This is a genomic window from Streptomyces sp. NPDC031111, from assembly GCF_055570675.1.
On sequence record NZ_JBVIGS010000006.1, the window covers coordinates 242,625 to 264,566 of the forward strand.

The window sequence follows — 21,942 nt, forward strand, 5'->3', positions numbered from 1 at the left end:
CGGCCGGGTGCGCATGGTGTGGCGTCCATTCGGGGTGGGTGCGCAGCCCTGCCGTGTCGTCGCTGCGAGCCGTGCCCCGTTGACAGTCCAGCTCCCCGGCCCTAGGTTCGGCGCCCGAACAGGAAACTTTCCTTACAGTCCGCCCGTGCCCCGGCACGGCCGGGGCGCCGAGAGCGGGGTCGAGGGATGAAACTGGCCATCGTCGGTGGTGGATCGACCTACACACCGGAACTCGTCGACGGCTTCGCCAGGCTGCGGGACACCCTCCCCATCGGCGAACTCGTCCTGATCGACCCGGCCGAGGAACGCCTCGAACTGGTCGGAGGGCTCGCCCGGCGGATCTTCGCCCGACAGGGCCACCCGGGTACCGTCACCACCACCCGCGACCTGGACAGGGGCATCGACGGCGCCGACGCGGTACTGCTCCAGCTGCGCGTCGGCGGGCAGGCGGCCAGGGACAAGGACGAGACCTGGCCGCTGGAATGCGGCTGCGTCGGACAGGAGACGACGGGTGCGGGCGGCCTCGCCAAGGCGCTGCGCACCGTACCGGTGGTCCTCGACATCGCCGAGCGGGTCCGCCGCGCCAACCCGGACGCGTGGATCATCGACTTCACCAACCCGGTGGGCATCGTGACACGGGCGCTGCTTCAGGCGGGCCACAAGGCCGTCGGACTGTGCAACGTCGCCATCGGCTTCCAGCGCAGGTTCGCCGCGTTGCTCGGCGTCGCGCCCGAGGACGTCGCGCTCGACCACGTGGGGCTCAACCATCTGACGTGGGAGCGCGCGGTACGGGTGCGCGGCGAGGACGTACTGCCCGAACTGCTCGCCGAACACGGGGAGTCCATCGCCTCCGACCTGCGCCTGCCCGCCTCCCTCATCACCCGCCTCGGCGTCGTCCCGTCGTACTACCTGCGCTACTTCTACGCACACGACGAGGTGGTCCGGGAACTGAGGGCCAAGCCGTCGCGCGCGGCCGAGGTCGCCGCGATCGAGCGGCGGCTGCTGGAGATGTACGCGGACCCGGCGCTGGACGAGAAGCCCGAGCTGCTCTCCAAGCGCGGAGGCGCCTACTACAGCGAGGCGGCGGTCGCGCTGGCCTCCTCCCTGCTGCGCGACACCGGGGACGTACAGGTCGTCAACACCCGCAACGACGGCGTCCTCCCCTTCCTCCCGGACGACGCCGTGATCGAGGTCCCCGCACGCGTCGACGCGACCGGCACGCACCCGCTGCCCGTCGCCCCGCTGGAGCCGCTGTACGCGGGTCTGGTGGCGGGCGTCACCGCGTACGAGCACCTCGCGCTGGAGGCCGCGCTGCGCGGTGGCAGGGACCGGGTCTTCGACGCGCTGCTCGCCCACCCGCTGATCGGCCAGGTCGAGTACGCCGACGCCCTGACGGACCGGCTGATCTCCCACAACCGCGACCACCTCGCATGGGCGTGAGCCGGAGATGACCGCCCCGACACGGAGGAACGACGTGCCTCCCCTCCTCCCGCGCGGCGTGCTCGCCGTCGACGCGGGCAACAGCAAGACCGACGTGGCGCTCGTCGGCGCCGACGGCTCCGTGCTCGGGACAGCGCGCGGCGGCGGCTTCGCGCCCCAGTCCGAGGGGGCCGAGCGGGCGGTCGCCGGCCTGGCACCGCTCGTCCGGGAAGCCGCGGAACGCGCCGGGCTGGCGCCCGTCCCCGGTGTGCCGCTCGTCGAGCACGTCTCCGCGTGCCTGGCCAACGCCGACCTGCCCGTGGAGGAGCGGCGCCTCGAAGCCGCCGTCCGCGCGCAGGGCTGGGGCGTCACCGCGTACGTCGCGAACGACACGTTCGCGCTGCTGAGAGCGGGCGTCGAGGAACCGCGCGGGGTCGCGGTCGTCTGCGGGGCGGGCATCAACTGCGCGGGGCTGCTGCCCGACGGCCGTACGGCCCGCTTCCCGGCGATCGGCAAGATCTCCGGCGACTGGGGCGGCGGCGCCGCGCTCGCGGACGAGGCGCTGTGGCACGCGGCCCGCGGGGACGACGGCAGGGGCCCGGACACGGCACTGAGCACCGCGCTGCCCCGTCACTTCGGGCTGGCCGGGATGCCCGCGCTGATCGAGGCGCTGCACCTGGGCGACGTCCCGCCGTCCCGCAAGCACACGTTGGTGCCCGTGCTCTTCGCGGTCGCCGAGGCCGGTGATCCCGTCGCCGTCTCCGTGGTGGAGCGGCAGGCCGAGGAGATCGTCGCCATGGCCGTGGTCGCCCTGCGCCGTCTCGCCCTGCTGTCCGTCCCCGCCGACGTGGTGCTGGGCGGGGGCGTACTGGCGGCGCGGCAGCCGCTGTTGATGCGGGCCGTGGGCGACCTCCTCGCCGTCCGGGCGCCGTACGCCGTCACCCGCGTGGTCACGGCGCCGCCGGTGCTGGGCGCCGCCCTCCTCGGACTCGACCACGTGCGCGCTCCGGCCGAGGCGAAGACCCGCCTGCGCGCCGGGTACGACGCCGGGCCCGGGAGAGACAGCGCAACGGTAGGAGGCCGCTCGCTCCGGTGAGCACCGGGTGAGCGGAAGACGAAGGTACCCAGGGGACACGACGATGGCAGGAACCACCGGAACGCCCGGCACGCCCCGCGTCCTGCGCGCCATGAACGACCGTGCCGCGCTGGACCTCCTGCTGGAGCACGGTCCGCTCTCCCGGACCCGCCTCGGCCGGCTGACCGGGCTGTCCAAGCCGACGGCCTCGCAGCTGCTGACCCGGCTGGAGGCGGCCGGGCTGGTCCTCGCGGGCGGCACCACGGAGGGCCGCCCGGGACCCAACGCCCAGCTGTACGAGGTCAATCCGGCCGCCGCGTACGCCGCCGGGCTCGACGTCGCCCCGCACCGCGTGCGCGCCGCCGTCGCCGACATCACGGGCCGCACGGTGGGCGCGTACGAACTGCCGACCCCCGGCCGCCGCTCCGGCGCGCCGGTCGTCCAGCAGGTCACCGACGCCCTCGACGGCGCGGCGAGGGCGGCGGGACTCTCCCGCGCCGGCATCCACCACCTGGTCATCGGGACCCCGGGTGCCTTCGACCCGAACACCGGCCGCCTGCGCTACGCCTCCCACCTGCCCGGCTGGCACTCGCCCACGCTGCTGGACGAACTCGCGGCCGCGCTGCCGATGCCGGTGGAGTACGAGAACGACGTCAACCTCGTCGCGATCGCCGAGCGGCGGCGCGGGGCGGCCCGCGGACACGAGGACTTCGTGCTGCTGTGGAACGAGCGGGGCCTGGGTGCCGCCCTCATGCTGGGCGGCCGGCTGCACCGCGGCTGGACCGGGGGCGCCGGCGAGGTGGGATTCCTGCCGGTGCCCGGTACGCCTCTCGTCCGCAACGTCACCAGGGCCAACAGCGGTGGCTACCAACAGCTCGCCGGTGCGCGGGCCGTTGTGGGACTCGCCCGTGAACTCGGCATGACCCCGATCCCGTCCGGGCCCCACGCCCAGGTCGCCGCCGCACTCGTCGCACGGGCGGCGGGCGAGGACACCAGCCCCTCCCGCGAGTTGCTGATGACCTACGCGACACGGCTGGCCACCGGTCTCGCCTCCCTCGTCGCCGTCCTCGACCCCGAACTGGTCGTCCTGTCCGGCGCCGCCCTCACCAGCGGCGGTGAGGCACTGCGCGCCCTGATCCAGGGCGAACTGAAACAGCTGACCGCCACCCAGCCGCGCCTGGTGCTGGGCGGAGTGAGCGAAAACCCCGTCCTGAGCGGCGCGTTGGAACGCGCGCTGACGGCCACCCGCGACGAGGTCTTCGACACCTCACGCTGACGCCGCGCTAGTAGAGGTGGGTCTGGCACAGGTCGTAGACGTCGCGGGCGAGGCTGCGGAGGCTGCGGGCGAGCAGGTGCGGCGGGTTCCGGTCGGTCAGGCTTCCGAGACCGGTCATCGGATGGTCCTCCCGCCAGAGGTCGTTCAGAGGTGCGAGCTGCTCCAGAGTGTCCGCTGTTCCGTCGGTGAGGCGGTCGTAGGTGCCGCAGAGATGTCCGAGGGATTCCGACACGGCCATGTGCCTCTGCTCCGGCGTCCTGTCCAGCAGGCGGGTGACCGCGTCGCGGAAACTGCTCAGCGTCCGCTCCTGCAGATACAGCGCGCCGAGAGTCCTGGTGAGGGACGGATCCACCGACGGTGGCCCGTAGAACGGGTCGTTCCTGCTGCCGAACAGCGAGTCGACGAAAGTCTCCAGTGCTTCCCGCCACGTCTGCAGTTCCAGCGCCGACTGCTGAAACCGCAGGGCGACAGCAGGCGGCAGCGAGACGTCCGCGCGTGTGTCCATCGCCCCCGCGGCGGCGCCGAACGCGCGTTGTACACCGCGGGTGACGGCCGTCTCCAGCGTCGCGGGAGACGGCAGGCGGTTGCCGATCTCGTCGAGGGAGCCGCGCACGCTGGACGTCTGGCGCATCAGCTGGGCCATGCGGTTCTCGATCAGCGAGATCCGGTCGTCGTTGAAGGTGGCTTCCAGCCGCTGCATGAAGCCCTTGACGGCCGCGGCGAAATCCTCCGGAAAACGCCGGGGGGAGTAGGGGAAGACCCGGGCGAACGCGTCGGTCACGGTGTCGGCGAGCTGGCCGGCGAGATAGCCGTTCACGACGAGGACCACGAAGGACGACGCCGTCGTCGCCGCGAGCACCTGTTCGCCCTGCTCGGCCACTCGGAGTGCCTCCTCGTCGTTGAGGATGGACTGAGTGACGATGACGGCGAGCCCCGCGCCGTTGTCGCCGACCGGCAGCCAGAAGGTCACCTGGGTCCCGTCGGCCTCACCGAGGCGGCGGTCGGGTTCGAAGGCCCAGCCGCCGCTGTCGAGGACGCGGACGATCTCGGCACGCACGTCCTGCGGCGAGGAGACCTCGAACTGGTCGCGTGCCACCTCACGGATCATGGCCCGGGTGATGTCGGTGCCGGCCGCGGCACTCGCCCGGTAGGCGTGGTAGCAGAGCCGGATGACCTTGCGCGCATTGCCTCCGGCGAGTTCGACGAGGTAGGCGATGACCTCGTCGCTGAAGGGGCGCAGGCCCGCTTCGGTGCCGCTGCGGCCCAGCGAGTACCTGATGTACTCCCGGGCGTCCTCGAAGGACAGCGCGGTGGGCCGCACGAGGCAGGAGATCCTCTGCTGGGCGTCCGGCGGCAGGATCTCCATGAAGTCGGGCAGGCCGCTGAGGATCAGCAGCGAACGGGTCTGCGCGAAGACTTCCAGCAGCTTCTTGAAGGCGAGTACCGAGCCCTCGTGCTGGGCGCTGCGGGTTCCGCGCGACAGCACCTTCTCGAACTCGTCGACGGCCAGGACGAAGCGGTGCCCCTGCCTGCCGTAGAGGAACGCGAACACTCCGATGGCCTCGAGCGCGGAGATGTCGGTGTCGATCGTGCGCTCGATCCCCCGTTCCTTGAGGGCGGGGTCGGCGGGATGGCCGGCGAGCCACTCCCACACCGCGTCCTGGAACTCGGGCCGCAGGAACAGGGCCAGGGCCGTGCCGAAGTCGGCGTGTTCGGTGATGTGCCCGAGGCGTGCCTGGAGTTCCTGCAGAAACGTCGACTCGCGCAGCCCCAGCCTGCGGACCACGTCCTGCGGGCTGAGCTGCCGCTCCCGCAGCAGCCGTGCGGCGTCCGAGGTGAGTGGCGAGTCGGTCAGCTCGTCGGCCACGATGTCCGCGTAGTACTCGGTCACGCGCCGTCGTACGTCGGCCTTGTCGAGCTTCCGGAAGAAGCGCTCCCGGTAGAGCGCCAGGAACGTGTCGGCGGGCGCGTCGACGTAGAGCGTGTGGACGGTCTCGTCCCCGCCGGTCAGCACCTGACGGAGCACCTCGACGGTCAGGTGCGTCTTGCCCGTCCCGTACTCGCCGACCACGGCGATCACATGACCGGCACCACTCGTGTCCGGCTGATCGGCTGCTCCTGTCTCCGGAGGACGGAGGAAACCCCGTACGTAGTCGAGTGCCTCGCGCAGGGCCGGGGTCTCGATGCTGAAGTCGGGCCCGTCCGAGGCGGAGTGCCTCGCCACGGCGGAAACGGGGAACGGGTTGGAACTCCGGTCCCGGAGGTGGTGGGGGCCGGCGTTCATGAGAGCATCGCCTTCGCTGCGTAGTACTCGGTGAAGTCCGCGTAGGTGATGCTGCTGCTGCTCGCCCGGATCGCGGAGTCCAGCACGTGTTCGCAGGTGATCTGCAGTTCCCGGATGGTGGTGCGGCCCCGGCCGCGGATCCGTGTCCGCATGAATTGCGCGATGGTCGATTCATCGATCACGGGCACCGCGAGCCCGGTGGCGGCGGCGAGGGCCAGGCGATGGCTGACGAAGCTCCAGCCGTCGCTCTCGTCGAGCACGCCGACCTCGAAGTGGGCGACGGGTTTCGTCCCGGAGGCGCTCAGCGAGGTGGCCGCCTGGGCCACCGAGTCGTACGACGACTCGCAGAAGAACAGGATGCTCTTCTGGGACAGCCGCAGGTACTGCTGCACCTCGTCGATGAGCTCCGACGGCGGGAGCAGGACGAGCAGGGCGAGGCCCTTGGCGCGGAGCACCCGGGAGAGGTACGGGTAGAGCGTCGCCGCGTCGTCGCGCCGCTTGTCCAGACCCTCCAGTTCTCCGGCACTGAAGTCACCCGAGAACTCCAGCTCGTCCAGGAGCCTGCTGACCACGTGCCGGACGCGCGTCGGAGTGTCGTCGCCCGGCCGCCCGTCGGTCGTCAGATCGACGATGTGAACCTTCAGCGGGGCGTACAGCCCTTCGAGGAAGTCCCGCGTCCAGTGCGCGGCGCGATGCATCCAGGCGGTCTTCCCGCAGCCCTCGGGACCGGTTATGAGAGCGACCTTGCCGGCTTGCCGGATGTCCGGGTCCTCCCGCAGATGCGTCACGTACGCGTTGTACGCATCCTCCGAGTGGTCGACCGGCGCGTACAACGCGTCGTGCGCGGGTGTCTCCCACGGGCACAGGGGACGGTTGTCGGCCGGGGTGCGCTCCGGCACGGTGAAGGGGTTGGGCATCATCTCTCCGACTGTTCCTGGCCTACTGCGATGTCGCTGTCATCGAACGGGACACGAGGGGGAGGCGGGAGTGTCCCGCCTCATCCGGCGGCGTGGGCCGGGAGTGAGATCCTGCACCGCGGTGGCGATCCGTTCCACGTCCGACTCGAGGGCGCCGAGCAGCGCGCCGAGGCGCTCCACGCGGTCCGGCAGACGCCCGGCCGTCCGGTCGGCCTGCCAGCCGTCCGTCAGCTCCGAGCGGTAGCGCGGCCCTTCGAGGTCGCGGACCAGCTGTGCGGCGAACTCCCACTTCCCGCGGCCGGCCGTCGCCCTGCGCAGCGTCGTGACGAGCTGACGGCGCGCCGTGTCGAGGGCGGCGGAGGAGGGCTTGGCACCGACCGTCGTCTCCGACCACGCGGCGGCGTACGACGACACGGAGTCCCGGAAGGCGACCGTCGCCGCCCTGATCCCGTTCGCGTCGGCGAGTCCTCGGTCCCGCTTGCTCCTGAACTCGGCGGAGCCCAGGGTGAGCAGGGCTCCGACGAGAAGGGGCAGCAGCCAGGTCAGGAAGCCCGGGGAGGAGGCCGACGACGCCGGTGCTCCCTGCGTGAGTCCCGCTGCCTTGACGTGAGCCGTGCAGGCACGCCGGAAGTCGGCGGGCTCGCGCTTCCGCCATGTGTCCAGACCCAGCGACTCGACGGCGCCGCCGGCCGGGTCGACTCCGGCGCTCGTGCTTCCGGCCGCTGCCAGGCCGAGGGCGACGGCCGCGTCGACGACCCCCTGACGCCCGGCGCCCGTCAGGCAGAACACCTTCTCCGCATCGCTCGGCGAAGCGGCCCAGGCCGTGCCCGGCACGAGCGCGCACGCCAGCAGCAGCACCGCGCACGGCCTCCGCAACATGGCCCTCCGCATGCGACAGCCCCCCACCGCTCGACGCGCGTGATCAATCCGCTAAGAGGCTATGCCGAGAACGCCGGCCGCGTGGTCTCCTCCCGTGAACACGTCGTCACCGGCCCACGGGATCCCCCTCGGCACCGTCGTTCCGGTCGCGCAGTGTCATGTGGCCGCCGTGGTGCAGCGATGTGCTCAGTCGCAGGCGGGTGGCCTCCTCGCCCGTCTCCGCGTCGATGATGTGCGCCTCGCCGTGGCCGCCCCGTGTGACGGCGATCCAGTCGGAGCCCGGTGAGGCGGCCACCGCCCGTCGTTGGACCCCCTCCCAGGGGGTGCCCCCGCGACGCGGGGCGCCGTCCATGGCGGGCAGGGGGAATCGGCGGACGTGGTCGTCGGCGCCCAGGAGGACCAGTTCGTCGCCGTCGGGGTGGATTCGGGTGAAGGCGGTGTGGTGGCGGGCGAGGGCCAGCCGGAAGACGAGTCCGGGGCCGAGTTCCGTGCGGTGCGTGCGCCCCGTCCCCAGGTCGTGGCGCCATGCCTGGTTGGTCCATTCCGGCCAGCGCAGCGGGTCGGGGTCACCGCCGCGCAGCGTGGTCCACAGCGCCCGTCGGCGGGTGTCGAGCCGGAGGTACCAGCCCCGGGCGGGCGATTCCCAGGGGATGACCGCTTCGGGGGCGAGGGTGGCGCCCTCCCTGCGGGCCCGGTGCACCCCCTCGCCCGTGGCCGCGAACACCTGTCCCGTGCCGGGTTCCTGGGCGTCCCCGTGTCCGTCGTCCGGCAGCGGCAGGACTGCGTGGGGCGTGACCGCGGGGCAGCCGGGCGGGGCCGCGAGGAGGTCCGCGAACCGGTTGACGGCCAGTGCCCCCGGTTCGCGGTGGCGCAGCACGACCAGCGGATCGTCACCGCCCAGCACCGTCACGCCCGGTTCGCCGACGCGTGTGCGCACCCGCGCCGCCTCGCCGGTGGTCAGGTCGAGGACCGTCAGCAGGTCCGACCAGGGTTCGGTGTTCTTCCCCAGGCCGGTGGTCACGGCCAGTCGGCGACCGGACGGGTCGCAGGCGAGGTGCTCGGCCGGTACGGCGACCGGGACCGCGCGTTCCACGAGCCGCTCGGCGAAGGGATCGAGCACCAGCAGTTCCCCCCGACGGTCGTCGACGCAGGCCACCCGCCCTCCCGGCAGCGCCAGGAACCCGGCGTGCTCGGAGAGATGACGTTCCGTCAGACGCGCGATGACGGCGCCGTCCGGCACGGTCACCACGTGTACGGAACCCTCCACATGGTCGGAGACGAACAGGACGGGGGCGGCAGCGGGCACGGTGTCCTCCCGGAAACGTGGTCTTGTGAAAACGATTATCATGTATCTTCAGTGCGTTCCCGGTACCTGAAAAGAAGCGAGGGCACGATGCTGCGCTCACCGTCGAGATTCGTCCGCAGTTGGATCACCGCAGCGCTGGTCGGTTCCGTCCTGGTCGGCTGCGGCTCGTCGTCCGAAGGACCCGCGAGTGACAAGGCCAAGCCGGCGGCGAGGACCGACGTCACCGTCGAGCCCATCAAGGCGGCCACGGAGCTGACCGACACCAACGGCGTCAAGGTCTCCCTGAAGAAGGAACCGAAGCGGATCGTCTGCCTGTTCGGGCTCTGCGACGACATCCTGACCGAACTCGGCATCGTCCCGACGGCCACCAACAACGCGCTGCTGTCCCACCCGGACTTCCTCGGCGAGGAGAAGGCCAAGGAGGTCGACGTCATCCCCGGCGGATTCATCGCCCCGGAGGTGGAGGCGATCCTCGCCCACAAGCCCGATCTCGTGATCGGACTGGGGGACACGCACGGCAAGCTCGCCCCGGCGCTCAAGGGCGCCACCACGTTCTGGGCCATGCAGCCCGAGACGTGGGAGGACAGCGTGGGTTATCTGCGCGACGTGGCCGCGCTGACCGGCCGCACCGCCGAGGGGGAGAAGGCCGAGAAGACCTTCCGCACCAAGCTCGCCGCGGCCGAGAAGACCCCGAGCGACAAGACCGCCCTGATCATCTACGGCAGTGACGAGAACTTCGGCGTCGCGACCCCGGAGGGCGACGTGGCCGCCAGCCTGTTCCCCAAGATCGCCGACTATCCGTGGAAGTCCCGTGGCGTGGAGGGCAGTTACAGCCTCGAGGAGATCCTCGCCCAGGGCGTCGACGTGCTGTTCGTCGAGACGATGAGCTTCGGCGACGCGGACGGCAAGCTCTCGGAGAAGCTGGCCGCGAACCCGCTGTGGGGCAAGATCCCGGCGGTGAAGAACGGCGACGTCCACGAGGTGAACTCAGAGGTGTGGGCCAAGGGGCGCGGCACCCGTTCGCTGGGCATCGTCCTCGACGAGGCCACGGCCGCGCTGCGGTGAGGACGCCCCTCTCGGTGCCCGTCGCGACGGATCCCGTCGTGGCGGGCGGACGGCGGCCGTCGCGCGGCACGCGGAGGTGGCAACCGCTCCTGGTGGTGGTCCTGCTGGCCGTCTCCTCGGTCTGCGCGCTCAGCCTCGGCACCCCCTACGTCCCCCCGCACCGGCTGGTCGCGGCGGTGCTGGACGGGGACACCACGCTCGCCGGGATCGTCGTCACCGAACTCCGTGTACCCCGGATGGTGTTGGCGCTCGTGGCCGGAGCCTGTCTGGGGGCGGCCGGACTGGTGCTCCAGGAGGCGCTGCGCAATCCCCTGGCGGTGCCGGAGATGCTGGGCGTGTCGTCCGGGGCCGCGCTGGGGGTGGCCGCGCCGCTGGTGCTGACCCTGTCCCTGCCCGCAGCCGTCCAGCCCCTGCTGGCCATCGGCGGGGCCGCGCTCGGCGGCGGGCTCACGCTCCTCGCCGCCGGTCTCGGCCGCAGTCCGTCCGCCGTGCTGCTGACCGGCGCGGCGGTGGCGGCCGCGTTGCAGGCCGCGCTCCTGGTCCTGATGGTCATGGCCGACCAGCTCGACCTCCAGCTCATCTACCGCTATCTGCTCGGCTCCCTCTCCGCCCGGACCTGGGACGACGTGACGGGTCTGTGGCCGTGGCTGCTCGTCGCGGTCCCCGCCCTGGTGCTGTGCGCGCCGGTGCTGTCGGTGATGCGGCTGGGCGACGAGGACGCCGAGGCGCTGGGCGTGCGCGCACACCGCGCACGGCTGGCGGCGCTGGCCATCGCCGTGGTGCTGATCGCCCCGGTGACGGCCGTGTGCGGGCCCGTCGCGTGGGTGGGCTTCCTCGCCCCGCACCTGGCCCGCCGGTTCAACCCCGCTGCGGGGGCGGTGCGTTGGCTGCCGTGGTCCGCCGCCTGGGGGGCCGTCGTCGTGACGGTCGCCGATGTTCCGGCCAGGCTCGCGCTGGCGCCCGTGGAGACCCCGGCCGGTGCCTGGACGGCCCTGCTGGGGGTGCCGGCCGGGATCGCGCTGATGCGGTCGGGCGGCCGTGGCCGTGCGACCCGGCGCGGGCCGGCCGCCGCCTCGCGCACATTGCTGCCCGGACCTCGGCGGGCGGCTTCCGGCGCGGCGGACGAAGTCCCCCGCACCGGGGCGCCGGACAACGCTCGTGAGGGCGGCCCCGGCGCCTCCCCGCCCCCTGCCGGAACAATCGGAACGGAGGACGCACGGTGACCCGGCGTTTCACGGCGCTCGCGGCACTGGCCGTCGTATGCGCCGGCCTGGAACTGGTGGCCGGGCGCGGCATGTCCCCGGGCGTGGTCTGGGACGTACTGAACGGGGGCGGTGACGCGACGGAACGCCACATCCTCTTCCAACTGCGCCTGCCCAGGCTGCTCGTGTCCCTCGGCGCGGGCGCGTGCCTGGCCGTGGCGGGACTGGTCCTCCAGTCCGCGCTGCGCAACCCCCTCGCCGGCCCGGAGGTGACCGGCGTGACCCCGGGGGCGGTGCTCGGCGCCGTCACCGCGACGGCCCTGGGACTCGCCGGGTGGGACTCCCCGCTGGCCGTGGTCCTCGCCGCCTGCGCGGGCGGGTGCGCCGGAGCGGCCCTGCTGTGGCTGCTCGCCGGCCGCGGCCGTGGCGACCCCGCGCAGACCGCCGTGCACGGGGTGCTGGTGTCGGCGGTGCTCGGTGGGCTCACCGCCATGGTGCTGCTCGTGGAGCCGGGCGAACTCGGCAGCGTCGTCCAGTGGTTGGTGGGCACGACCGAGGGCCGGGTGTGGCAGCACTGGCACCTGCTGTGGCCGTGGGCGCTCGTCTGGGGGGCCGCGGCCTGGCTGCTGGCCGGGCCGTTGACCCTGCTGCGCTGCGGGGACGACATCGCCCTCGCGGCGGGCCTCTCCGCCCGCCGGGCCCGGACCCTCGCCCTGCTGTGCGCGGTGGCGCTGACCGCCGGCGCGGTGGCCGCCGTCGGGGCGCTGGGCTTCGTGGGGCTGCTCGTCCCGCACCTGGCCGTGGCCGTCTTCGGCGCGGACCTGCGGGCCGGCCTTCCCGGCGCGGCCCTGCTGGGCGCGGTCGTGGTGTGCGGGGCGGACGCGGCGGCGCAGTTGTCCTCGCGCCTGCTGGCCGCGGCGCTGGACTCCGCACGGCTCACGCTGCCGGTGGGAGCGCTCACCGCCTGCCTCGGCGCCGCGTTGCTGCTGGTCGTCGTGCGCCGCACACCGAGCCGTTCCTTCTGAAGTCGAATTGAGGACAGAGCATGACCGAGTCCGTGGGGATCCATGTCGAGGGGGTCCACTTCGGCTATCCCGGACGGCCCGTGCTGCGGGGCGTCGACATGACCGTCCGGCCGGGCGAACTGACAGCCCTCATCGGCCTGAACGGCTGCGGCAAGTCGACCCTGCTGCGACTGGCCGCCGGGCTGCTGCGACCCCACGAAGGGCGCGTGCTGCTCGGCGGTGACGACCTCGCCCGCCTCTCGCGACGCGCCACGGCCCGGAGGGTGGCGCTGCTGCACCAGTCCGCCCCGGCCGTCCCGGGTATGACGGTGAGTCACCTCGTCCGTCAGGGGCGGTACGCCGCACGCGGTCCGCTGGGCATGCTGCGCGAGGGCGACGACCCCGTGGTGCGGCGGGCGCTGCGCGACGTGGGGGTGGAGGAGTGGGCCGACCGTGACGTCGACGCGCTGTCCGGCGGCGAGCGGCAACGCGTCCGGCTCGCGATGGCGCTCGCCCAGGACACCCGCGTCCTGCTCCTCGACGAGCCGACCACCTACCTGGACCTGCACCACCAGCTCGACGTGCTCCGGACGGTGGTCCGCCTCCGCGAGGAACGCGGACTCACCGTGGTGATGGTGCTGCACGACCTCGCCCACGCCGCCCGGTTCGCCGAACGCATCGTCGCCCTGCGCGACGGCCGCGTGGTGGCCGACGGAACGCCGAAGGAGGTCGTGACACCGGGGTTGCTGGCGGACGTGCTGAAGGTGGCCGGCCGGGTGGGCCTGGACCCCGAGGGAGGCTGGCCGGTGTGTTACCCAGATCACCCTCTCCCCGCTCTAGAATATGAAAATCAGATTCATTAGGGTTGGTCTCACGGTGCTCACCCGACGCCGTAACTCCCTGATGATGGAGGAGAGTTCATGGACAACGAGCAGGTCTTCGCGCCGATCGCCGACCCGGGACAGCTGGCCCACGACTCGGCTTCGCACTCCAACGCCCTCGTCGAGAACCCCTTCGAGGACACCGAGGAGTAAGCGAGGGCTCAGCTCCCTCGACCGTGGGCCCGCCCGTTGCCTTCCGGGCGGGCCCACTCCCGTCCCAGGCCCGTCGTCAGGAGGATCGCCGTGTTCCGCAGCCGGCTCGCACCCGGTGTCGAGGTCGTCGCCGTACCCGGGCGAGGGCTCGCCGTCCGCACCCCCGAAGGGGAGTTCCTCAGCGTCAGGACACGGGATGCCGACGAGGACGCTCTGCTCTCCCTGCTCACGGGCGCGACCGCGGCCCCCGTCGACGACGAACTGCGGCGCGTCGTGGGGGCGTTCGAGCAGGCCGGATATCTGGCGGACGGACCGGCGCGCCCCGAGTGGCCCGCCGCCCGCCGGAACATCCGGATCCTCGGCGACCCGGTCCTGACCGGACCCCTCGCCGCGCAGCTCGCAGCCCTGGGCGCGCGGCCGCGCACGACTCCGGCCGTGACCGCCCCCGACCGACCACCGGCGGGTGTCGAGGACCTGCTCGACGGGGAACCCGCCGCAGTCGTGTGGTGCCTCGACGGACCCGTGCCCGACGGGTTGTGGGACGCCGCCGACCGCCTGCCCGACCACGGCGTCGCATGGCTGCGCTGCCACCGCGAGGGCTGGCAGGCGTACGTCGAACCGGTGGCCGCCGCTCCCGGGGACGTCACCTCGGCGCACGTCCGGTCCCGCCGGCTCGCCGCCACACCCGCCCACCGCGAACTGGCCGCGTACTGGAGCGGCCCCCGCACCTCCGGCACGCCCGTCCGGCTCCCCGTGCCCGCCGCCGCACTGCTCGCGGCGCTGCTCGCGGACGATCTCAGCCGGTGGGCCACCGGCGCCCCCGACACGGCCGGCCTCCCGGCACGGCGCCGGCTCCGACACGTGGACCTGCGCACCCTGACCGTCACCGAGCACCCCGTCCTCCCGGTGCCCGACGTCGCACCGATGCCGAGGAAGGGCCTGTGACGGCGTTCGACGCGGCCGTGGGGGACCTCGCCACCGACGTCCGGCTCCCGGCCGGCGGCGGCCCCTTCCCGGCAGTCCTCATCCGCACCCCCTACGACCGGACACGGCACCGGGCCGAGGCGCGCGGCTGGGCCCGCCGCGGCTTCGCCGCCGTCGTCCAGGACGTACGGGGCCGGTTCGCGTCGCCGGGGGAGTGGCACCCGTACGCGGACGAAGCCGCCGACGGAGCGGCCGCCGTCCGCTGGATCCGACGGCAGCCGTGGAGCGACGGCCGGCTGGTGGCCGTCGGCGCCTCCTACGCGGCCCACTGCGCCCTCGTCCTCGCCCTGGACGTGCCCGAGGACCACCGGCCCGACGCCGTCATCGCCGCCGTGCCCGCCCTCGGCCTCGCGGAGACGGCGCGCGAGGCGTCCGGCGTGGAGCGGCTGCTGTCCCGCGCCGGCTGGTGGGCCGCCCACGGCGACCGGCGGGACTCCGACGAGAGCGCGCTCGACAAGGCCCTCGCCGCCGACCCCGGACTCCTCACCCACCTGCCGGTGACCGGCCTCCCCGACCGGCTGGGCCGCAGCCTGCCCTCCTGGGCGGGCCTGTGGCAGCACCGCCACCGCGGCCGCCTGGTCTCGCGGGCGGCACACACCGCCGTACCCCTGCTCGCGGTGGGCGGCCACCACGACCACTTCACCGAGGACACCGTCGCCCTGTGGCGCGCCTGGGGCGGACCCTCCCGGCTGCTGCTCGGCCCCTGGGGGCACGCTCTCGTCACCGCGCCCGGACCCGACGCCCGCCCCGCCCACCGGCTGAACCTCGGTGAACTGTACGTGCGTTGGGCCCACCGCGCCCTGACCGGCCGGCTCGCCCCCGGCCGCCACGGCACACAGGCGCTGGGCGGCGCCGACCTGTGGCTGCCCGCCCGGACCGAGGGCGAACCGCGCACGCGACGGCCGCGCCTCCTGCACGGCTCCGCCTTCACCGCCGACCCCGAGCGGCCCGTCCGCTCCGACGACCTCACCGTCCCCACCGACGGCCCGCCCGACCGCTGCCTGCTGGTCACCCCGCCGCTGCCGCGTCCGCTCGACGTGGTCGGCTCCGTGAGCGTGGGGCTGCGGGCCACCGCCCACACCCCGTCCGCCGACTGGACCGCCCGGCTCGTCGCCCTCACACCAAGGGGGCGTGCCGAGCGACTCGCCGTCGGAGTCGTCCGCCGTGCCGAACCGGCCGGCCGGGAGACGGAGTTCACCGTCGGCCTCGGCCGACTGGCGCGCCGGCTGCCGGCCGGCACCCGGCTGCGCCTGGAGATCGCCGGACACCACTTCCCGGCGCACGCTCGCAACCCCCACACCGGGGAGGACCCGGTGACGGCCCGCCGACTGCTCCCCTCCCGGCGCGAGGTCGATCCGGCCGGCGTGGTCCTGAGGCTGCCCGTGCTCCCCTCCCGCCCCACCCCCGTCGACCCCGCCGAGGAGACCCTGCGATGACGGCGCTGCCGCTGGAAGCACTCGTCGACCCCGTCTGCGGCATCGTCCGCAAGGTCAAACCCGTCGAGCACCCCCCGGGCACCCCGCCCCGCTACACCGCGCTCACCGCCGAGGTGTCCGACGCCCGCAGACTCGGGCTGTGGCCCGCCGACCGGGTCTCCCTCGGCACCACCTTCGGCGACCCCGAGCAGGCCCGCGTCGCCGCGATAGCCGAGGGGATGGAACGGTACTGCGGCAACCGCGTGCCGCCGCACGGCCACCCCGACGCCCCCGTGCGCGCCACCGCCGCCGAACTGGCGGAGAAGGGCCTGCGTCTGTACGGACCGGGGGACCTGCCCGCCTATGCCGACTGGCAGTACGCCCGCGAGAAGTTCCCGTACCGCCCGCTCACCCCCGACACCCCGGCCCTGTGGACGCGCGGCACCGAGCGGCTGCCCGGCGGACGCACGGCGGAGGTCTGGGCACCCGTCGCCCTCACCCACCTCAACTGGCGCCAGGGCGCCCTGCGCGAACTGCCCCGCACCCACCACCTCAACTACGCCGGGATCGCCACGGGCCAGGGCCTCGACGACGCGATCGAGCGCGGCCTGCTGGAGATCGTCGAACGCGACGCCCTGGAACTGTGGTGGCACCTGGACGGCCCGGCCCGGGGCATCGACCCGGCGAGCGTGCCCGGCCTCGCCGACGACCTGGCCGGCTCCGCGCTCGACGTCCACATCGTCGAGATGCACTCGGAGTTCGCCCCCTGCATGGCCGCGCTCGTCCACGACCCGCGCCTCGGCCTGTACGCCGCCGGTTTCGCCTGCAAGTACGACCCGGCCGACGCCGCCCGCAAGGCCGTCCTGGAAGCCGTCCACACCTGGGTCTTCACGCAGGGCCTGACCGGCTCCGACGGCTGGGTCTTCCAGGCCGTCGAGGCCGGGCTGCTCGCCCGCGGACTGTATCTGGAGCACCGCGCCGACGGCCGCTATCTCGACGCGTGCGGCGAGCAGTTCGAGCACGTGCGGGACCTGGGCGCGCACGTGCAGGTGTGGCTGGACGAGCGGATGGCGGCCGAGGCCCGGCGGTTCACCGCGCCCGCGCTCGGGACCGTACCGGTCGACGAGGTCGCGCCCGGCAGCCGGGAGCGGCTGGAGGAGGCGCTGCACGCGGGCGGCCACCGGGTCATGACGTTCGACCTCACCACCGAGGACGTGGCCGAGACGTCCCTGCGCGTCGCCCGCGTCCTCGTCTCCGGACTCCTGCCCAACGCCCCCGCCGCCTTCGGCTACTTCGGCTGCCCCCGCCTCGCCGACGCCGCCGTCGCCCGCGGCTGGCGCACCACCCCGCCGAGCGCGCCGGAGGACTTCACACTGGCGCCTCCGCCGCACATGTGAGGACCGCCGTGGAACACCTCCGCGAGGACCGCCCGGTGGATCTCGTCGCCGCCCTCGCCCGAGCCCGCTCCCCGGAACGCCCCGGCCCCGACACGCCCGCCGGAGCACCCGTCCGGGCCTGGGCGGGCCCGCCGCGCCCGATCCCCGCGGCAGGCCCGGCGGACCTCGACCTGCGGACCCTGCTGCGGCTGTCCCTGGCGGCCTCGGACGACTCCGGGCGCCTCCGGCCCGCACCCTCCGCCGGCGCGCTGCACCCGGTGGACACCGAACTGGTCGTGGGCGCCGGCTGCTCCCTGCCGCCCGGCCGCTACGGCTACGACCCACTTCGCCACCGCGTCCACCGCGTCGGCGGGCACCCGGACGGCACACCGCCGGGCGTGACCGCCGAACTCTCCGTCACCGCGCGGCGCACGCTCTCCCACTACGGCCACCGCGCCTGGCCCCTGCTCCTGCTGGACACCGGGCACGCCGCCGCGGCGCTGTACCTGGCCGCCCGCGCGCTGGGCACGGACGAGCCCGAGGTACGGCTGGACGGGCGCGCCGAGCACCCCCTGGCCGCCGTGCACGTCCCGCCGCCCGCGACCCACCCGGCCGACCGCGCCCGCGCCCCGGAGCCCTCGGAGGACCCGCCCACCCCCACCGAGCTGCTGGCGCGCCGCAGCACCCCGCCGCCGTTGCCGGGAACCCCGTCCCCGGACGCACTGCGGGCGGTCCTCGCCACCGCCGAACGGGCGGGCACCGGCGACCTGCGCTGGTGCGCCGCGGTCGGCTCGCCCCGGCCCTCCCTGACGGAACTCGCCCCCGACGGCACCACCCTGCGGCGGTACGCGGCGGGGGAGGCCCGGCCGACGCTCGCGGCCTGGGCCGCGGGACAGGCGTGGATCGCGGACGCGGGCGCCGTCCTGCTCGCCCACGGCTGCCCCGCGGACGCCGACGCGCCGCACATCCGCCGCGCCCACCTGCGGGCCGGCTTCGCCGTCCACCTGGCCCACGTCACCGCCCGGCGGCACGGGCTGGCGGCCCGGCCCGTCGGCTCCTGGCAGCAGGCGGACCTCGGCGCCGCCCTCGGAGCCGCGCCGGGCCGGGACTGGGTCGTCCACGCACTGGCACTCGGCACCCGCCACGCCGACGAGGAGAACACCACATGATCGTCCACCCCGAGCTGCGCCGCGCCGCCCGGCGCGCACGGCGCCCCCTGCTCGCGGCCACCCTGCTCCAGGGCGCCGTCACCCTCACCCATCTCGCGCAGGCCGCGCTGCTGGCCCTCGCGCTCGCCGGACTGGCCCGCGGCGACACCGGCCGGCTCCCGTGGCTGCTCGCCGCGGTGCTCGCCGTCGTAGCCGCCCGCGCCGGGCTCGCCGTGTGGCAGCGGCGCACCGCCACCCGCGCCGGAGCCCGGGTCAGGGTGGCCCTGCGGGACGAACTGCTGGCCCGGCTGGGCCGGTTGGGGCCCGCGCACCTGACCACCGCGCGGGCCGGAGCCGTCCGCACCACCCTCGTCGACGGGGTGGAGGGCGTGGACGCCTACGTCTCCCGCTACCTGCCCCAGCTCCTGATCACCCTCACCGTGCCGCCCCTGGTCCTGGCCGCCCTGGCCGCCGTCGAACCGTGGGCCCTCCTCGGCCTCGTCCCCGCCCTGCTCCTGGCACTGGCCGGGCCGCGCGCCTGGGACCGGCTCCTCGCCGCCCGCGGCAAGGAGCACTGGGACACCTACGAAGCACTGGGCGCCGACTACCTGGAGGCCCTCCAGGGCATGCCCGCCCTGCGCGCGGCCGGCGCGGTCGGGCGCACCCGCGAGCGCCTGGAGGAGCGGTCCGCGGCGCTGCACCGGGCGACCGTCGCCAAACTGCGGGTGTCCCTCGTCGACACCGGCATCACCGACCTCGCCATCCAGGGCGGCACCGCCGCCGCAGCGCTCCTGGCGTGCTGGTCGGCCGTCACCGGATCCACCACGGCCACCGGCACCTACCTGGTGCTGCTGCTGGCCTCCGAGTGCTTCCGGCCCGTCCGTGACCTGGCCCGCGAGTGGCACGCCGGATACCTGGGGGTGTCGGCCGCGGACGGTCTCGCTGCCCTGCGCACCACCGAGCCGACCGTCCCCGACACCGGAACGGCGCCCGCGCACTGGCGGACACCGCCCGAACTGCGCTTCCACACCGTGGGATTCACCTACGACGGCGCACCCGCGCCCGCCCTGAACGGCGTCTCCTTCACCGCGCCGGCGGGACGGACGACCGCGATCGTCGGCCCGTCCGGCGCCGGCAAGTCCACGCTGCTGGCCCTGCTCCTGCGCCACCACGACCCGCAGGAAGGCCGGATCACCCTCGACGGGCGCCCCGCGACCGACTACACGCTCGACTCGCTGCGGCAGGGCATCGCCGTCGTCTCGCAGGAGACGTACCTGTTCCACGCCACCATCGCCGACAACCTCCGGCTGGCCCGGCCCGACGCCACGGACGACGACCTGACCCGGGCGGCGCGCGTCGCCGGCGTCCACGACGAGATCGCCGCCCTCATCGACGGCTACGCCACCGTCCTCGGCGAACGCGGCGCCACCCTCTCGGGCGGGCAGCGCCAGCGGCTCGCCCTCGCGCGGGCCCTGCTCGCCGACGCCCCGGTCCTCGTCCTCGACGAGGCCACCAGCGCGGTCGACGAGCGCCGCGAGGCGGACATCGTCCGGGAGTTGGTGAACGCCGCGAGCGGCCGGACCGTCCTCGTGGTCGCCCACCGGCTGGCCGCCGTCCGGCACGCCGACCGCATCGTCGTCCTCGACGAAGGACGGGTGGACGCCGTCGGCGGGCACACCGACCTCGTCGAGGCCGGCGGCGTCTACACACGGCTCGTCGAGGCCGGCCGCGCCCACCGAGGAGACCTCGCCGCATGAGCACCACCACCGCCACCGACACCGCCACCCCGGTCGCGGACGCACCCGCGCCCGGCGCCCTGCGCGCCCTCCTGCCCGCCCTCGCCGCGCACCGCGCCATGACGGCCCGCACCTGCGCCGCCGCGCTCCTCGAACAGGGCTCTCTCGTCGCGCTGGTGACCCTGGCCGCGCACACCGTGGGCACCGCCGTCATCGAAGGGCGCGCCCCCACCACCGCCACAACCACCGCGCTCGTCGCCCTCGTCCTCGTACGCGCCCTGATGACCTGGCGGGAGATGGACCTCTCGCACGACCTGGCCTACCGGGTGCTGGCCGCACTGCGGGTACGCGTCTTCGACGGACTCGCCCGCAGCGCGCCCGCCCGGGTCGCCGGTCGGCGCAGCGGCGACCTCGCCGCCACCGCCATGGCCGACGTGGAGGCGCTGGAGTTCTTCTACGCCCACACCACGGCCCAACTGCTGGCGGCGGGCACGGTCTTCACCGGTGGCTCCGTGGTCCTCGCCACGGTGGAGCCGTGGCTGCCGGCGGCCGTGCTGCCGGTCGCGGCCCTGCTCGCCGTGGCCCCCTTCGCCGACGCACGCGCCCGCGCGGCGCGCGGCGGCCGCACCCGGACGGCCATGGCGGGACTGTCGGCCGACACGGTGGAGGCCGTCGACGGGCTCCGCGAACTGCTCGCCTTCGGCGCCCTGGCGGAGCGCCGCCGACGCCTCGCCGAGCGGGGGCGGCAGGTGGGCGACGCCCAGCGGGCCGAGGCCACCTGGGAGGCCGTCGCCGCCGCGGTCCGCGACCTGCTCATCGTGGCCGCGGTCCTCGGCGTGGTCGCCGCGGCGGCGCAGTCCGTGACCTCCGGACGGCTGCACGGCGCCTGGGCCCCGGCGGCGATGGCCCTGGCGCTGTCCGTCCTCGGCCCGGTCGCGGAGTCGGCCCGCTCCCTGAGCCAGGCCGTGGCCCTGCGCGCCGCCGCCGCCCGCGTCGGCGCGGCCGTGAAGGCGCCCGCCCTCGCCCCGCCGCCCGCCACGCCCCGCGCCCTGCCACCCGGCCCGCTGGGCGTCCGGCTGCACCGGGTGAGGTTCGACTACGGCGGCGGGCCCGTGCTGGACGGCGTCGACCTGACCGTCCCCCCGGGGCGGACGCTCGCACTGGTCGGCGCCTCCGGCGCCGGCAAGTCGACCTGCGCCCACCTGCTGGCCCGGTTCTGGGACCCGTCCGAGGGAGCCGTCCAGCTGGTCCCCGCCGACACCGGCCCCGTGGACGTGCGGGAGGTGAGTGACGAGGAACTGCGGCGCGCGGTCGTCCTCGTGGGCCAGGAGACCCCGCTCTTCCACGGCACCCTCGCCGAGAACCTGCGGCTCGCCGCACCCGAGGCCGACGACGGCCTGCTCGCCGAGACGGCACGGCTGTGCGGCGTCGACCGGATCGCCCCGATGGACACCCTCGTCGGCGAGCGCGGCGCCACGCTCTCGGGAGGCCAGCGGGCCCGCATCGCCCTCGCCCGCGCGCTGCTGGTCCGCCCCCGCGTCCTCGTCCTCGACGAGTCCACCGCCCACCTCGACAACGCGGGCGACGCCCAACTCGCCGCCGTCCTGCGGGAGGAGGGCCGCACCACCGTCGTCATCGCACACCGCCGTGCGACCGTCCGCCGGGCCGACCGCATCGCCGTCCTCGAGGCCGGCCGTATCACGGAGGAGGGAACCTGGGAGGAACTCACCGGCCGCCCCGACAGCGCGCTCAACCGCATCCTCACCACCACCCCCGCCTGAGCACGTGATGCGGCCGAGGGCACGGTCCGGTGAGGCTTAGG

Annotated in this window: 18 protein-coding genes; 14 read left to right on the forward strand and 4 right to left on the reverse strand. The window is 74.5% G+C overall.

From position 1 onward, the window contains the following. Positions 1–186: 186 nt before the first annotated feature. From ACZ470_RS15475 to ACZ470_RS15485, 3 genes are read left to right on the forward strand one after another with little or no spacing between them, the layout of a single operon-like run. Complete coding sequence (locus ACZ470_RS15475; RefSeq protein WP_468427403.1) at positions 187–1,440, forward strand: 6-phospho-beta-glucosidase; 1,254 nt, start codon at positions 187–189, stop codon at positions 1,438–1,440. 34 nt (positions 1,441–1,474) lie between these two features. Next, positions 1,475–2,515 (forward strand): N-acetylglucosamine kinase, encoded by a 1,041-nt coding sequence (locus tag ACZ470_RS15480; protein WP_468427404.1) that lies wholly within the window; start codon positions 1,475–1,477, stop codon positions 2,513–2,515. A 43-nt stretch (positions 2,516–2,558) separates the two neighbouring features. Continuing rightward, on the forward strand, positions 2,559–3,770 hold the full coding sequence (locus ACZ470_RS15485; protein WP_468427405.1) for an ROK family transcriptional regulator: 1,212 nt from the start codon (positions 2,559–2,561) through the stop codon (positions 3,768–3,770). A gap of 7 nt (positions 3,771–3,777) precedes the next feature. Here ACZ470_RS15485 and ACZ470_RS15490 read toward each other — a convergent pair whose 3' ends face one another. The 4 genes from ACZ470_RS15490 to ACZ470_RS15505 all read right to left on the reverse strand — a co-directional run bounded on the left by ACZ470_RS15490 (position 3,778) and on the right by ACZ470_RS15505 (position 9,156). Beyond that, on the reverse strand, positions 3,778–5,994 hold the full coding sequence (locus ACZ470_RS15490) for a hypothetical protein (protein ID WP_468427406.1): 2,217 nt from the start codon (positions 5,992–5,994) through the stop codon (positions 3,778–3,780). A 56-nt stretch (positions 5,995–6,050) separates the two neighbouring features. Next, positions 6,051–6,974 carry a P-loop NTPase family protein gene (locus ACZ470_RS15495; RefSeq protein ID WP_468427407.1) on the reverse strand — a complete coding sequence of 308 codons (924 nt, stop codon included), beginning with the start codon at positions 6,972–6,974 and terminating at the stop codon, positions 6,051–6,053. 36 nt (positions 6,975–7,010) lie between these two features. Further along, the gene (locus ACZ470_RS15500) at positions 7,011–7,850 is read right to left on the reverse strand and encodes a hypothetical protein (RefSeq protein ID WP_468427408.1); all 840 of its coding nucleotides are present in this window, start codon (positions 7,848–7,850) and stop codon (positions 7,011–7,013) included. Between the two features lie 106 nt (positions 7,851–7,956). Then, positions 7,957–9,156: a YncE family protein gene (locus ACZ470_RS15505; protein ID WP_468427409.1), complete on the reverse strand. Its 1,200-nt coding sequence runs from the start codon at positions 9,154–9,156 to the stop codon at positions 7,957–7,959. Between the two features lie 87 nt (positions 9,157–9,243). Here ACZ470_RS15505 and ACZ470_RS15510 point away from each other — a divergent pair, with 87 nt between their 5' ends. The 11 genes from ACZ470_RS15510 to ACZ470_RS15560 all read left to right on the forward strand — a co-directional run bounded on the left by ACZ470_RS15510 (position 9,244) and on the right by ACZ470_RS15560 (position 21,901). Further along, on the forward strand, positions 9,244–10,221 hold the full coding sequence (locus tag ACZ470_RS15510; protein ID WP_468427410.1) for an ABC transporter substrate-binding protein: 978 nt from the start codon (positions 9,244–9,246) through the stop codon (positions 10,219–10,221). Positions 10,222–10,325: 104 nt separating this feature from the next. Next, complete coding sequence (locus tag ACZ470_RS15515) at positions 10,326–11,444, forward strand: FecCD family ABC transporter permease (protein WP_468427619.1); 1,119 nt, start codon at positions 10,326–10,328, stop codon at positions 11,442–11,444. Then, positions 11,441–12,448 (forward strand): FecCD family ABC transporter permease, encoded by a 1,008-nt coding sequence (locus ACZ470_RS15520; protein WP_468427411.1) that lies wholly within the window; start codon positions 11,441–11,443, stop codon positions 12,446–12,448. The genes ACZ470_RS15515 and ACZ470_RS15520 overlap by 4 nt, the downstream gene beginning before the upstream one ends. A gap of 20 nt (positions 12,449–12,468) precedes the next feature. Continuing rightward, the gene (locus ACZ470_RS15525; RefSeq protein WP_468427412.1) at positions 12,469–13,290 is read left to right on the forward strand and encodes an ABC transporter ATP-binding protein; all 822 of its coding nucleotides are present in this window, start codon (positions 12,469–12,471) and stop codon (positions 13,288–13,290) included. 57 nt (positions 13,291–13,347) lie between these two features. Then, positions 13,348–13,461 (forward strand): streptamidine family RiPP, encoded by a 114-nt coding sequence (gene amiA, locus ACZ470_RS15530; RefSeq protein WP_241270818.1) that lies wholly within the window; start codon positions 13,348–13,350, stop codon positions 13,459–13,461. Positions 13,462–13,551: 90 nt separating this feature from the next. Continuing rightward, the gene (locus ACZ470_RS15535; protein WP_468427413.1) at positions 13,552–14,406 is read left to right on the forward strand and encodes a hypothetical protein; all 855 of its coding nucleotides are present in this window, start codon (positions 13,552–13,554) and stop codon (positions 14,404–14,406) included. After that, positions 14,403–15,881 carry a CocE/NonD family hydrolase gene (locus ACZ470_RS15540; RefSeq protein WP_468427414.1) on the forward strand — a complete coding sequence of 493 codons (1,479 nt, stop codon included), beginning with the start codon at positions 14,403–14,405 and terminating at the stop codon, positions 15,879–15,881. The genes ACZ470_RS15535 and ACZ470_RS15540 overlap by 4 nt, the downstream gene beginning before the upstream one ends. Further along, on the forward strand, positions 15,878–17,257 hold the full coding sequence (locus ACZ470_RS15545) for a YcaO-like family protein (RefSeq protein WP_468427415.1): 1,380 nt from the start codon (positions 15,878–15,880) through the stop codon (positions 17,255–17,257). Before ACZ470_RS15540 ends, ACZ470_RS15545 begins: the two co-directional genes overlap by 4 nt. Before the next feature lie 8 nt (positions 17,258–17,265). Then, a complete protein-coding gene (locus tag ACZ470_RS15550; protein ID WP_468427416.1) occupies positions 17,266–18,405 on the forward strand; it encodes a nitroreductase family protein in 1,140 nt (379 codons plus the stop codon). Then, positions 18,402–20,141, forward strand: a complete 1,740-nt coding sequence (locus ACZ470_RS15555; protein WP_468427417.1) for an ABC transporter ATP-binding protein/permease — start codon at positions 18,402–18,404, stop codon at positions 20,139–20,141. The genes ACZ470_RS15550 and ACZ470_RS15555 overlap by 4 nt, the downstream gene beginning before the upstream one ends. After that, positions 20,138–21,901: an ABC transporter ATP-binding protein gene (locus ACZ470_RS15560; RefSeq protein ID WP_468427418.1), complete on the forward strand. Its 1,764-nt coding sequence runs from the start codon at positions 20,138–20,140 to the stop codon at positions 21,899–21,901. Before ACZ470_RS15555 ends, ACZ470_RS15560 begins: the two co-directional genes overlap by 4 nt. The last annotated feature ends 41 nt before the right edge of the window (positions 21,902–21,942 follow it).